Below are 13507 nucleotides of genomic sequence, written 5' to 3'. Positions count from 1 at the left end.
GTCGGGGCCAATGCCGACCGGATCACCGATTTCAGCCACGCTCAGGGGGACAAGATCGACCTGTCGGCGATCGATGCCAACACCGGCGCCGCCGGCGACCAGGCCTTCAGCTTCATCGGCACCGGCCTCTACACCGACCATGCCGGCGAGCTGCGATACTCCGTGGCCGGCGGCGTCACCACCATCGCCGGCGACCTCAACGGCGACGGCACCTCCGACTTCCACATCCAGCTCACCGGTGCCATCGGCTTGGTCGCGGCCGACTTCGTTCTGTAGCCACAACCAGCACCGGACCTTCGCCGCGGCCAGGATATCGGCCGCGGCGATCTTGTCTGCCGCGGCTGAATCCGGCCGCGATACGGACGATACAAATCTACCCGGCGCGCGACATCCTGCCGATACGTCCGGCGACTACTGTCCCCGCAGGCCGCCGCATCGGACGGCCCGATCCGGAAGGGAAAATCAAGTGGCGATCTTCAACGGCGACGAAAGCGACAACATCATCAACGGCTCGATCGAAGGTGATTCGATCTCCGGCTTTGGCGGCAACGACCAGATCTTCGGCGATGCCGGCAACGACTTCATCTTAGCCGGTACCGGCAACGACCTGGTGAATGGTGGTGCCGATAGCGATTTCGTCAACGGCAACGAGGGCGACGATACCCTGAACGGCGATGCCGGCAATGATACGCTCAACGGTGACGACGGCGCCGACACGCTGAACGGCGGCGACGGCCTCGACATTCTCGAAGGCGGCGCCGGCGCCGACATCCTCAATGGCGGGGCCGGCATCGACGACATCACCTATGCCACGAGCTCGGCCGGCGGCGTCACGGTGACGATCGGCGGCATCGGCTCAGGCGGCGATGCCCAGGGCGACGTGATCGGCGCCGATGTCGAGAATATCGTGGGCACCAACTATGACGACATCCTGACCGGATCGGACGCGGATAACGTACTGACCGGTTTGGACGGCAACGACATCCTCATCGGTCTCGGCGGCATCAATGCCCTCACCGGCGGCAGCGGCGACGACAGCCTGACGGGCGGCGCCGACAACGACCAGCTGTACGGCGGGACCGGCGATGACATCCTGATTGGTGGCGGAGGCTTCGATTACGTGTTCGGCGATGTCGGCGACGATTTCCTGCATGGCGGCGCCACGGGCGACATTTTGATCGGCGGCGATGGCATCGACACCGCCACCTATTTCGACAGCGGCGCCGGCGTCACCATCAATATGACGACAGTCATCTTTTCGGGCGGCGACGCCGAGGGCGACGCCATCGGGGTCGAGAACGTCATCGGCTCGGCCGGCTTCGGCGACTCGCTGACCGGCGATGTCGGCGCCAACCGGCTTGTCGGCCTGGGCGGCAACGATACCCTGGACGGGATGGACGGCGACGATGTGCTGCTCGGCGGCGACGGGAACGACCTGCTTCGCGGCGGCGCCGGCGCCGATGCGCTGGATGGCGGCGCCGGCATCGACACCGTCAGCTACAGCGCCAGCCTCGCCCTCAGTGGCGTGCGGGTCGATCTCGCCTCCGGCCTGGCCATCGGCGCCGACGCCCAGCGCGACATTTTATCTGGGATCGAGAATGTCGAAGGCACTTCCAGCTATGACGATGTGCTGACGGGCGATGCGGGCGCCAACACCCTGAGCGGCCTCGGCGGCAACGACAGGCTCTCCGGCGGCGACGGCAACGACGTCCTCCGCGGCGGCATCGGCGCCGACACGCTCGACGGCGGCGCCGGCATCGACATTGCCTCCTATTTCGACAGCGGCGCCGGCGTGACCGCCAATCTGGCCTCCGGGGCCGGCACAGGCGGCGACGCTCAGGGCGACACCTATGCCGGCATCGAGAACGTCAACGGCAGCCAACTCGCCGACACGCTGATCGGCAATGCCGGCGTCAATGCCCTGGCCGGGTTCGGGGGTAACGATGTTCTTCGTGCCGGCGCCGGCGCAGACGCGCTCGACGGCGGCGTGGGCATCGACCTCGCATCCTATTACGACAGCGCCACCGGCGTGACGGTCAATCTGACCACCGGGACCGGGACCGGCGGCGACGCCCAGGGCGATACCTATGCCGGCATCGAGAACGTCAACGGCAGCCAGCTGGCCGACACCCTGACCGGCAATACCGGCGCCAACGCGCTGGCCGGGTATAACGGCAACGACATCCTCGTCGGTGGCGCCGGCGCGGACGCGCTTGATGGTGGCAACGGCATCGATACCGCCTCCTATGCCGGCAGCGGCACGGCTGTGACGGTCAACCTGAACACCGGCGCCGGGACCGGCGGCGACGCCCAGGGCGACACCTACGCCGGCATTGAGAACGTCAACGRCTCTTCCGGCGCGGACACCACTACCGGCAACGCCTCGTCGAACGCTCTGGACGGTGGCGCCGGCAAGGACACGATGACCGGCCTGGGCGGGGCCGACCGCTTCGTCTTCTCCTCTGCAGCGGACAGCGTGGTCGGGGCGAATGCCGACCGGATCACCGATTTCAGCCACGCTCAGGGGGACAAGATCGACCTGTCGGCGATCGACGCCAACACCGGCACCGCCGGCGACCAGGCCTTCAGCTTCATCGGCAGCGGCCTCTACACCGACCATGCCGGCGAGCTGCGATACTCCGTGGCCGGCGGCGTCACCACCATCGCCGGCGACCTCAACGGCGACGGTACCTCCGACTTCCACATCCAGCTCACCGGCGCCATCGGGCTGGTCGCCGCCGACTTCGTTCTGTAGCCACAACCAGCATCGGACCTTCGCCGCGGCCAGGGCATCGGACGCGGCGTTTCCGTTTGTCATCGGCAACGGCCGCGGCTGATCCCGCCACGATACAGACGATACAAATTTCCCGCGCCGCGACATCCTGCCGATACAACCGGCGGCTACGCTCACCGCCAGCCGCCGGGATCGTCGTCCGGCGGCCGAAGCCGTTCTACGATTCCGGCGAGGAAGGAGCGCTGGTATGGTCTTGGTTCTCATTCTGGCGGCGCTTCTGATCGCCGGACTGCTCTGGCACGGCGGCTTGTCGTTCTCGGCGGTCGTCGCCGGGACCACCCTTTCGGGCTCGATCCTGCTTCAGTTCCTGGGGTGATCGCGCTCCACCCGGTCGGCGTCCCGCTGCAGTTGCACCGGCCGGGGAGGGCACCACCACCATCGCCGGCGGCCTCAAAGGCGACAGCGTCTCCGACTTCCACATCGTCCTGACTGGGGCCATCGGGCTGGCCGCGGGCGGCCGACCAAGCCGCCCACGCCTGATCATTACCCGCAATCGAAATCGACATCTTCAGACAAATTAAAAACAACTGCTTTATTGTAATTCTTTCAATAGAACTTCGACAGATGCCAACTCATCCGATATATCTCTGAGACGAATCGAATATCAGAGTATTTTTCATCACGTGTTTGGCTCGACATCCCATAGCGATCCGATAGCCGGGCCGGCCGGACCCCATGGGTCTCGGCGATGCGGCACGTTCCGCACCGGGCCCGGGCATCCGGATAGACGGGATCGAAGCGACGCACTCAGAGAGAGACAGGAGGCCAGGAGGATGCAGGTCGGTGCGGGGAAACGGCGTGCCGGATGGCGCGCGGTCGCGGTTCTTGCAGGCATGCTGGCGATCGGGTGCGCGGTCCCGGCGCTGGCGCAGACACTGCCGCTCCCTCCAGGTGACGTGCTGTCCGGCCTCGTCTACCGCCGGGACGGGTCCTCGGTCCCCTTCGTCAGGACCGGCGCCGACGCCAACGCCTATATCTTCAGCACCGCGCCGACCGAATCCTTCGTGAACTCGGCCCCGGCGGCGGTGGTGCGGACCACGGCCAACACGCAGTATGTCCGCGTCTACACCGAAGGCACCACCCGGCCGGTCGGCGGCTTCATCGCCGGATCCGACACGGTGCGCGGGATGACTGCCGCGGAGATCAAGGACCGGCTCGCCCTGCCCTATCTGCCGGATTCGCTGACCATCGTCCGCGTGCCGGCGGGAACCTGCATCCTGACCGGAACCGGCGCGCCGATCCTGGGCAACTTCCCGGCCAATCCCCCGTCGATCCCGGTCGGCGGCCCCTGGGGCAGCGGCGGCACGGCGCAGGGCCTGCTGATCGGGCGCACCGATGATCCGAACTGCGCCAACCCGCAATTCCTGCCGTCCGACGCCTACGCCAACCGGCAGCTGATCGGCGATAAGGCCCTGGCCTACGCCCCGCGGGCCGGCGGCGGCAATGCCGGCGCGATCGCCGAGGCGCTCGACCGCGCCACGCCGCCGCAGCTGTTCGGCGACATGGACCATGTCTACAACAGCCTCGACCTGCTGAACTATGGTGACGACGATCCGCTGCGCTCGGCGCTGCAGCAGCTGAGCGGCGAGATCTATGCCGACCTGCCCTCGGTCGAGATCGCCGGCGCCCAGACCTTCCTGAACCTGCTGCAACAGCAGATGCGCCAGTCCCGAAATGGTGGCGGCACGACGGCCGGCGGGTTCGCCGCCGCGGGACCGGGCGACCCCGGCACGGCGGGCGCCTGGGTCGCCGGCCTGGGCAACTTCGGCCGGCTGTCGGGCGACGACGACACCCATGATCTCGATTTCGACATCCTCGGCGTCGCCATCGGCTTCGACCATCGGGTGGACGACACCCTCGCCGTCGGCGGCGCGCTGGCCCTGTCGTCCAGCAGCTTCGACACCCGGAAGCTTTCCGGCGACGGCGACCTCACCACCGTCTCCCTCGGCCTCTATGCCAGCTATTCACCCGCCGCCTGGTATGTCGACGGCGCGCTGGGTTACGCCCATGGCTGGGGTGCGGTCAGCCGGACGATCTCCTTCCCCGGCCTCGACCGCTTCGCCGCCGCCGACACGGATGCGAACCTGTTCCTGTCCGGCATCGAGACGGGCTATCGCCTGGCGCTGGGCGACAGCACCGACCTCACGCCCTTTGCGGCGTTCCAGACCATCGTGGTCGGGCAGGACGGGATCACCGAGACCGGAGCCGGTGCCGTCAATCTCGAGATCGGCGGCCGGACCGTGACCTCGGCCCAGGGCATGCTGGGCGCGGAACTGGCCCAGCGCTTCGATCTCGGGCTGGGCGCCCCGCTCGGCCTGACGCTGCGGGCGGCGTGGAGCCATGACGTCGGCGACACGGACCGGTCCTTCGACGGGCGGTTCGAGGGCTCGGACGCGGAGTTCACCGTGGACGGCGCCCGCGCCCCGCGCGACCAGGCCAGGATCGGCGTCGGCGTCACCCTCGCGGCGCAGGCGGTGAACCTGTTCCTGCGCTACGACGGCAGCTTCGCCGACGGCTATCGCAGCCAGGCCGCCACCGGCGGCCTGCGCGTCAGCTTCTGAACCTCCGTCCGGCGACGGCCCCGCCTACAGGGGCAATTCCTGGCCGGCCTGCTCGCGGACGATGTATTCGGCGTACCAGTCCGGCCAGTTGGCGTCGTGCACGCCACCGTTCCGCTTCTCATGCTCGCCATGCGCCGCCGCCGCGCGGCGGAGCGTGGCCGCGAGATCGCGGGATGAGCCGAAGGTCGTGTCCCCTTCGACGCGGCCAGACAGACGCGCGGTGACCTCCTGCAGCAGCCAGCCATTGCCGTCCGGGTCGCTGAACGCGGCGAAGGAGGTGTAGCTGCGCCGCTCCGGATCCGGGCCATCGAGGCGGCCGGTCCGGCCGGCCTGGTGGAACACGCCGCCGGCATCGTGAAACACCTCGACCTCGACGCCGCGGGCCGCCAGGTCGGCGCGTGCCGCCTCGATGTCCGAGACGACGAGGTACAGCCCTTGGGCCGAGCCGGGCGCGGCCGAGGTGACGCCCTTGCCGAAGATCACCGAGGCCGGCGAGCCCGGCGGCGTGAACTGGAGGACCCGGAAGCCGTCGTCACGGGCGAAATCGGCGTCGAGCCTCCAGCCCAGGCCGCCATAGAAGCGCTTGGCGCGATCGACGTCGAACACCGGGATGACGACGATCTCGAGCTTGTAGTCGACCGGCCGGGCGGCCGGGGTTTCGCTGGGGGTCTGGGTGCTGCTCATGTCGAACTCCTGAGGCGTTGGATGGATCGAGAGGGGACGCGCTCGTGTCAGGGCAGCCGGCTCAACGGCCGGAACGCGGCCCGGACCTCGGCGGAGAACAGCTCCGGCTGCTCCCAGGCGGCGAAGTGTCCGCCTCGGTCGACCTCGTGGAAATACGTCAGGTTGGGGTAGGCGCGGCGGGCCCAGCTCTCCGGGGCCAGATAGGTCTCCCCCGGGAACACCGTGACCGCCACCGGCAGCGCGATCTCGGCGGTCTTCTCCGCGGCCGAGGACACGACGCTGCGGCCGCCGACCTCCCAGTATAGCCGTGCCGCCGAGGTCGCGGTGTTGGTCAGCCAGTAGAGCGTGATGTCGTCCAGCACCTCGTCCGGCGACTTTTCAGGATCGCGGCCGTCCCAGGTCCAGGACGAGAAGCCCGGATGGCCGAGCAGGAACGCCGCCAGGCCGGCCGGGGAATCGGCCAAGCCGTAGCCGATGGTCTGCGGCCGGGTGCCCATGATCGTGGCGTAGGACCGGTTGCCCTTCTTCGCGGCGGTGCTGAGCGCGTCGAACGCCGCGCGCTCCTTGTCGGAGAGGCCGGCGGGCGCCGGGCCGCCTTCGGCCAGGACCTTGATGATCTCGGGCGGCACTGTCGCCGGCAGGTTGATGTGGATGCCCAGTAGCCCCGCCGGAGCCAGGCGCGCCATGGCACTGGAGACCGGGGAGCCCCAGTCGCCGCCCTGGGCGACGTAGCGGGTGTAGCCCAGGCGCTGCATCAGCACCGCCCAGGTCCGGGCGATGCGGTCGGCGTTCCAGCCGGTATCCGTCGGCCGGCCGGAGAAGCCGTAGCCCGGCATCGACGGGATCACCACGTCGAAGGCGTCCTCGGCCGTCCCGCCATGGGCGGTCGGATCGGTCAGCGGGCCGACGATCTTGAGCTGCTCGAACACCGATCCCGGCCAGCCATGGGTGATGATCGCCGGCAGGGCGCCGGGATGCTTCGAGCGGACATGGATGAAGTGAATGTCGAGGCCGTCGATCGTGGTGATGAATTGCGGCAGGGCGTTCAGCTCCGCCTCCGCCCGCCGCCAGTCGTAGCCGGCGCCCCAATACTCGACCAGCGGCCGCAGCTTCGCCAGCGGGATGCCTTGCGACGGGTCCGTCTCCTGGTCGGGCCAGCGCGTCGCGGCGATCCGCCGGCGCAGCTCGGCGAGGTCGGCCTCGGGGATATCGACGCGGAACGGACGGATGGCGTCGCCGGCGGCTGCGACGGCCGGACGGGCCGGAAGCAGGCCGGCGGTACCGGCGACGGCGATGCCCATCGCGACTGTGCTCAAGAAGCGGCGGCGGCTATGATCGATGGTTTCGCCGTTGGCTGTTCCGCGCATCGACGATCTCCTTTCATGGATGGAACGACGATTGGCTGACACGGAATGTAAGCAGCGGCCGGACATTCGCCCGTTAGCTGCTGTGAGGCGCTGTTGGCTGTTGCCAGCGGATCCTACATCGCATGAGCTTGCCTTGCCGGTTCTGATGGTGGTCGATGATGAAGTGACGGAGCTGCGCCTATGACAGACATCGACATCGATCGCCTGCGCTCCTGGATCGGACGTGAGGAGGTGGCGGAGGACATCGTCACCGCCGATCTCGTCCGCAAGTTCCGGGCGACGCTGGATTTCCCCGGCGCTCCGCCGCAGGAAGGTGAGGCCGTGCCCCGCCTCATTCATTTCTGCCTGGCCCAGCCCGCCGCGCCGACGGCTTCGCTCGGCCCGGACGGCCACCCGCAACGCGGCGATTTCCTGCCGCCGGTGCCGCTGCCGCGCCGGATGTGGGCCGGCGGCAGCGTGACCTTCCACGGCGAGCTGCGGGTCGGTGACCGGGTCCGGCGCGTTTCCCGCATCGGCGATGTCGTGGCCAAAGAGGGCCGCAGCGGCCTCCTCTGCTTCGTCACCGTCGACCACAGCATCGAGATGGATGGGCTGTCCTTGCTCCAGGAAAGGCAGGACCTGGTCTATCGCGGCCTCGACGGCGGCGCAGCGAAGCCAGCCCCGGCCCCAGCCGAGCCTGGCCACCACCGGCGCCGGGTCGACGCGTCCCCGCCCCTGCTGTTCCGCTACTCCGCCCTGACCTTCAACGGCCACCGCATCCATTACGACCGCCGCTACGTTGCCGAGGTGGAGGGTTATCCCGGGCTCGTGGTCCATGGGCCGCTGCAGGCAACATTGCTGCTGCATTTCGCGGCAGAGATCCGCGGCACGCCGCCGGCACGGTTCGACTTCCGCAGCCTGTCGCCGCTGTTCGATGACGACCCCGTCATCCTGCACGCCAAGGAGAGCGGCGACGGGCTGACGCTGTGGACCGCCCGGGAGAACGGCCCGGTGGCGATGACGGCGGAGGCCGGCTGGGCCTGAACTCGCCGCAAAGCCGTTCATCCCGAGCGGGCGGCTGTGGTTCAATCGACTGACATCTGCAAACGATTCGCGCCGTTGCCGGCGCGGAAGAGAAGGAGACAATGTCCGACATCGACGGCAGTACGATCGACATCCTGAAGATCATCGCTGTCTTTTTGCTCGTCTTCGCCAACGGGTTTTTCGTCGCCGCCGAATTCTCGCTCGTCGCCGTCCGGCGAAGCCGCGTGACCGAGCTGGTGGCCCAGCGCCGCGCCAATGCTGGCGCGCTGAAGCGGGCGGTCGATCGCCTCGACTCAAACCTCGCCGCGACCCAGCTCGGCATCACCATCTCGTCCCTGGCGCTGGGCTGGATCGGGGAGCCCGCGCTGGCCCATCTGATCGAGCCGCTGCTGCAAGGATTGCCGGTCTCGATCGCCGAATCCGGCTCCCACGCCATCGCGGTGGCGATCGCCTTCTTCATCATCACCGCCCTCCACATCGTGCTCGGCGAACTGGCGCCGAAGAGCCTGGCGCTCCAGCGCAGCGAGGTCACGGCCCTCTGGGTCGTGCGGCCGCTCTCGGTGTTCCTGTTCCTCTTCCGCCCGGCCATCCTGTTCCTGAACGGGCTCGGCAACGGCGTGCTGCGCCTGGCCGGCCTGCAGCCCGGCACCGGCGAGGAGATGCTGCATTCGCCGGAGGAGTTGAGGCTCATCGTCGCCCAGAGCCGGGAGGCGGGTCTGCTGGATCCGGCGCAGCAGGAATATGCCGACCGGATCCTCAGCATCGGCACGCGGCGCGTCCGGGACATCATGACCTCGCGGCCCGAGGTGGAGTGGATCGATGCCGACGACAGCCGGGACGAGATCCTCAAAACCATCCGGGCCTGCCGCCACGAGCAGCTCCTGGTCAGCCGCGGCAGCATCGACGAGATCGTCGGCGTTGTGCGCAAGCAGGACCTGCTCGACCAGGTGATCGACGGCCAGCCGCTCGACCCGCTGAGCACCATTCGGGACGTCGTGGCGTTGCACGAGGCGACGCCGGTGCTGAAGGTCATGGAGCAGTTCAAGTCCAAGCCGGTCCGGCTGGCGGTGGTGATGGACGAATACGGCACCCTCGAGGGGATCGTCACCCAGACCGATCTGCTCGAGGCCATTGCGGGTGAGATCCCCGAGGCGGGCGAGGAACCGGGCATCGTGATGCGCGAGGACGGCTCATACCTGATCGACGGCCTGACCTCGGCCGCGGAGGCGTTCGATCGGCTGCACATCCGGCGCTGGCCGGAGGACCGCGACTTCAACACGGTCGCCGGATTTGCATTGCACCAGTTCGGCCGGCTCCCGGTCGCGGGCGATCGTTTCAGCTGGGAGGGGTGGCGCTTCGAGGTCGTGGATATGGACGGGCGTCGCGTCGACAAGCTGTTGGCGTCGGCCGAGGCCGACCGGAAGCAGCCTGCATCCGGCTAGACGGCCGCCGGACGGTCTTTTCCCAAACCAAGGTATAGGTCGCCCCAACCAATGCCCAGCACCGAGGACGCCTATGGGCAATAGGGCGGACGCGGCTTCAGCCTTAGCCTTCATGACGACAGGGAGCGATCGCAGAGCCTGGGCCTGCGCACCTCCCGGTCTCCGGGCTTCGATGCCGAAATTCGGAAATGGAGTGGAGGCAGATCATGCGGCACGCACAAGGAACCGGCACCCCCCTCCCGCGTCCGACCCCTGCGGCGGCAACAGGGGTCACGGCGGCCATTTGCGGCTTCGCCATCCTGTCCCTGGTCGCGGTGCTGGGCTTCTCGCTTGCGTCCGACGCAGCGGACGGGACGGGGAACGAAGCCCCCGTCCATCTTCTCACCCGTCCGGCGATCATCGGCGCTGAATCGACCGTCCTTGCGACGGCGAGCCCCTTCGACGCACCCGGCTGCGTGGCGATGGCAGCCACCCAGGCCGCCCAAACCCGCTGAGGCCGGCTCGCCGCCCTCCGGCACCTTGCCGCGGGGCGACAGCACTGCTTCTTCTGCGGCGGGGATGTCGGCGAGCCACCAGTCGATCGTGGTGGAGCCGAGGTGGGCGTCCGGGCCGGGCATCAGCGACCGGTCATCCACCCTGATGCCAAAATATGACGATCTTCAAGGGTTCACCTCTCGCGAACGGGGCACCGGGCGCCATCTCTCCGTCACGGCCGGCGCCTGGAAACGAGAGGAAGGATCGTGGATCTCAGGGCCCGGTCATCCGGTACATCGAAAGATGGAATATCCTATCCCTTGGGAAGCGGTCAGGCCGGGTCGGGCTCGGCCGGAAGCCAGAGCCGGAAGCACGCACCGCCTTCGGGGCGGTTCGAGGCGGCGATGCCGCCACCATGCGCGGCCATGATCGACTGGCAGATGGCGAGGCCGAGGCCCATCCCCTCCTCCTTGGTGGTGAAGAAACCCTCGAAGATGCGATCGAGATCGTCTTCCGGGATGCCGGGGCCGTTGTCCCGGATCACGAAGACGACCTCGCCGCCGGCGCCGAGCCCGGTGCTCAGCTCGACCCGGCCGGCCTTGGCCTGGCCGATGGCCTGGACGCTGTTGACCAGCAGGTTGACGACCACCTGCTGCAGCTGGACCCGGTCCCCGATCACGCGGGGCAGGCCGAGCCCGAGCCTGGTCGACAACCGGATCGAACGGGCATCGATGTCATGGCGCAGGAACAGCAGCGCCTCGTCGACCACCTCGTTGAGGTCCAGGGGCAGGCGTTCCGGCGCGTGTTTCGCCGTCATCGCCCGGATGCGGTGGACGATCTCGTTAGCGTGGCGGGCGCTGGCCACGATCCGGGACGTCAGCTGAACCACCTTCGCCAAGTTCGGCTCGTCGCGCGACAGCCAGCGCAGGCTGGTCTCGGCATTGGTGAAGATGGCGGCGAGCGGCTGGTTGACCTCATGCGCGATCGAGGTGGCGAGCTCGCCGAGGGTCGAGATGCGGGCGGCGCGTGTGAAATCGGCCTGGAGCTGGCGCAGCTGCGCCTCAGTGCGAAGCTGGTCGGTCAGGTCTTCCAGGCCGACGACCGTCACATCCAACTGCTCCGGCGGCGTCGGAAAGGTCACCGCGATCCGCACGTCCAGCAACCGGCCGTCGAGCGTGCGCAGCTTCATCACCTCGACATGGCTGCGGCGCCGATCGAAATGCGCGATCGTGACCCGCCGGGCGGTCTCCGGCGAGGCTTTGAACAGGCATTCCACCGGGCCGACGAGATCCGTCGGGCTCCTCGCCCCGAACAGCAGCGCCGCCGCCGGGTTGACCTCCGTGATCCGCACGCTCTGCTCGGCGAAGGCGATCAGCTCCGGATGGGCATCGAGGTATGACTCGATGTCGACGACGCCCTCCGTCCTCAGCCGCGCGAACACCCGACCCATCATCCTCGCATCGACCCGCAGAAGCGGGTTGGGCATGTGGTGGATGAGCTTGCGGTAGCGTTCCTCGCTCGCCCGCAGCGACCAGTAGGATCGGCGGTCGTTCACCACGCCCTTGACCGCCACGAACATCGTGTCGGCACCGGCCTGCTGCGAGCGCCACACCGTCAGCACGGGGGCCTGCAGCAGCAGCGAGGTGATCTCGCGTGTCCGCATCGCATCAGGGGACCGGTCGGTCGCAACCTCGGCGATCAATTCGGCGAGATCGTCATGGCTGTCCGGCGGCCAGAAATCCGCTATGGGCCGGCCGATCATGTCCTCGCGGCCGGTAAACGTCCCCACCAGATGCACGGCCCGGTCGTTGACATCCACGACACGCGAGCGCCCCAGCACCTCTGCCACCCAGTTCGCCTGGCGCAGGTCGCCACCCGACGGGCCGGCGTCGATGAAAATCCGGGCGTCCGACGTGTCGAGCTCCCAATATGGCGACCCGCGATACAGCGCATCGATCTCCAGGACGATGCCGGTGTCAGGGTCGCCGGCCGAAGGAAGCGTCTCGGACATGTCAGCCTCCGGGTGAGTCTTCGTCGTTGGCCTGGTCGCCGGGCTCCTCGCCGTGGCCGAGGGCCGACCTCAGGTGATCGAGCAGCGCGCAGTCGTCCACCGGCTTGGCCAGATAGGCGCAGGCCCCGCCCTCCAGCGCCCGCGCCCGTCCCGCCGGATCAGGGGCGGAGGTGATCATGACCACTGGAATGGCCGAGCCGAGGGACCGCAGCCGGCGCTGCAGATCGATCCCATCCATCCCCGGCATCCGAACGTCGGTGATGAGGCAGTCGTACCGTCCGGGCGCGAGATCCGCGAGAAAGGCCGCGGCGCCGTCGAAGGCCTCGGTCGAGAAGCCCATCACCTGAACGAGCTCGCACAGTGCGTCGCGCACGGCTTCGTCATCATCAACGATCGCGATAACGGGCACCTTGGACAAGCGATCGGCCTTCATCGACGCGGTTTGACGGCCATGTCGCGCCATCCGCGGTCCCGTTGTAACTATCCCGTGGTCTAGGTCGTCTCGTCGTCGCGTAGGTCGACGGGAAGGGCCTCCCACGCCCGGATCAGCTCGCCGACCGACGTCGCGTGCATCTTCCGCATCACGTTGCTGCGGTGCAGCTTGACCGTGACCTCGCTGATGCCGAGGTCATAGGCGATCTGCTTGTTGAAGCGCCCCAGCGCCACGGCGCGCAGCACCTGGCGCTCGCGCGGGGTCAGGCTCTTGTGGTCGTCGACATGCTGCCGGGAGACCCGGGCCTGGGCCCGCTGGGCGACGTCGCGCTCGATGCCGGCCGAAACGGCGTCCAGCAGGGTCTGGTCGCGCACCGGCTTGGTCAGGAAGTCGATGGCGCCGGCCTTCATCGCCTGGACCGTCATYGGAATGTCGCCATGGCCGGTGAGGAAGACGATCGGCTTGATCTTGCCGGTCGAGGCGAGCTGCTGCTGCAGGTCGAGGCCGCTGGTCCCGGGCAGGCGCACGTCGAGAACGAGGCATCCGGAGCGGTCCGGCAGCTTCGTGTCCAGCAGCTCGCGCGCCGAGGCGAAGCCGGCGGCGTCGAGCCCGACCGAAAACATCAGCTCCTGGAGCGCGGAACGGACGGCCTCGTCGTCATCGACGATCAGCACCAGGGGGCGCTCCGTTGCGGCGGCCGTGATCATGGGGCGAATCC

General features: G+C 68.3%; 12 protein-coding genes. 7 read left to right on the top strand and 5 right to left on the bottom strand.

Annotation, left to right across the window (positions count from 1 at the left end; translation table 11 throughout):
* From AB4Z01_RS11485 to AB4Z01_RS11470, 4 genes are all read left to right on the top strand, one after another.
* Nucleotides 1–276 (top strand): M10 family metallopeptidase C-terminal domain-containing protein (locus tag AB4Z01_RS11485; protein ID WP_441693550.1); only part of this gene is annotated, 276 nt, incomplete at its 5' end.
* A 190-nt stretch (nucleotides 277–466) separates the two neighbouring features.
* On the top strand, nucleotides 467–2755 hold the full coding sequence (locus tag AB4Z01_RS11480) for a beta strand repeat-containing protein (protein WP_441693548.1): 2289 nt from the start codon (nucleotides 467–469) through the stop codon (nucleotides 2753–2755).
* 226 nt (nucleotides 2756–2981) lie between these two features.
* Nucleotides 2982–3110 carry a hypothetical protein gene (locus tag AB4Z01_RS11475; RefSeq protein WP_441693546.1) on the top strand — a complete coding sequence of 43 codons (129 nt, stop codon included), beginning with the start codon at nucleotides 2982–2984 and terminating at the stop codon, nucleotides 3108–3110.
* A gap of 517 nt (nucleotides 3111–3627) precedes the next feature.
* Entirely contained in the window at nucleotides 3628–5355 is a 1728-nt protein-coding gene (locus AB4Z01_RS11470) for an autotransporter outer membrane beta-barrel domain-containing protein (RefSeq protein ID WP_441693545.1), read from the top strand.
* A gap of 24 nt (nucleotides 5356–5379) precedes the next feature.
* Here AB4Z01_RS11470 and AB4Z01_RS11465 read toward each other — a convergent pair whose 3' ends face one another.
* Complete coding sequence (locus AB4Z01_RS11465) at nucleotides 5380–6039, bottom strand: VOC family protein (RefSeq protein WP_441693543.1); 660 nt, start codon at nucleotides 6037–6039, stop codon at nucleotides 5380–5382.
* A 47-nt stretch (nucleotides 6040–6086) separates the two neighbouring features.
* Entirely contained in the window at nucleotides 6087–7406 is a 1320-nt protein-coding gene (locus tag AB4Z01_RS11460) for an epoxide hydrolase family protein (RefSeq protein WP_441693542.1), read from the bottom strand.
* A gap of 180 nt (nucleotides 7407–7586) precedes the next feature.
* Here AB4Z01_RS11460 and AB4Z01_RS11455 point away from each other — a divergent pair, with 180 nt between their 5' ends.
* The 3 genes from AB4Z01_RS11455 to AB4Z01_RS11445 all read left to right on the top strand — a co-directional run bounded on the left by AB4Z01_RS11455 (nucleotide 7587) and on the right by AB4Z01_RS11445 (nucleotide 10365).
* Entirely contained in the window at nucleotides 7587–8429 is an 843-nt protein-coding gene (locus AB4Z01_RS11455; RefSeq protein ID WP_441693540.1) for an FAS1-like dehydratase domain-containing protein, read from the top strand.
* Between the two features lie 101 nt (nucleotides 8430–8530).
* The gene (locus AB4Z01_RS11450) at nucleotides 8531–9871 is read left to right on the top strand and encodes a hemolysin family protein (protein ID WP_441693538.1); all 1341 of its coding nucleotides are present in this window, start codon (nucleotides 8531–8533) and stop codon (nucleotides 9869–9871) included.
* A gap of 206 nt (nucleotides 9872–10077) precedes the next feature.
* The gene (locus AB4Z01_RS11445) at nucleotides 10078–10365 is read left to right on the top strand and encodes a hypothetical protein (RefSeq protein WP_441693537.1); all 288 of its coding nucleotides are present in this window, start codon (nucleotides 10078–10080) and stop codon (nucleotides 10363–10365) included.
* Between the two features lie 311 nt (nucleotides 10366–10676).
* Here AB4Z01_RS11445 and AB4Z01_RS11440 read toward each other — a convergent pair whose 3' ends face one another.
* The 3 genes from AB4Z01_RS11440 to AB4Z01_RS11430 are packed head-to-tail and all read right to left on the bottom strand — an operon-like array spanning nucleotide 10677 to nucleotide 13496.
* Nucleotides 10677–12356: an ATP-binding protein gene (locus tag AB4Z01_RS11440; RefSeq protein ID WP_441693535.1), complete on the bottom strand. Its 1680-nt coding sequence runs from the start codon at nucleotides 12354–12356 to the stop codon at nucleotides 10677–10679.
* A gap of 1 nt (nucleotide 12357) precedes the next feature.
* A complete protein-coding gene (locus AB4Z01_RS11435; RefSeq protein WP_441693533.1) occupies nucleotides 12358–12819 on the bottom strand; it encodes a response regulator transcription factor in 462 nt (153 codons plus the stop codon).
* Nucleotides 12820–12848: 29 nt separating this feature from the next.
* Nucleotides 12849–13496, bottom strand: a complete 648-nt coding sequence (locus tag AB4Z01_RS11430; RefSeq protein ID WP_441693531.1) for a response regulator transcription factor — start codon at nucleotides 13494–13496, stop codon at nucleotides 12849–12851.
* Nucleotides 13497–13507 lie beyond the last annotated feature (11 nt).

The organism is Inquilinus sp. YAF38 (assembly GCF_052113205.1).
Lineage (GTDB): Bacteria > Pseudomonadota > Alphaproteobacteria > DSM-16000 > Inquilinaceae > Inquilinus.
The sequence above is the reverse complement of the archived record's forward strand: the minus strand, read 5'-3'. Positions and strand labels throughout refer to the sequence as shown.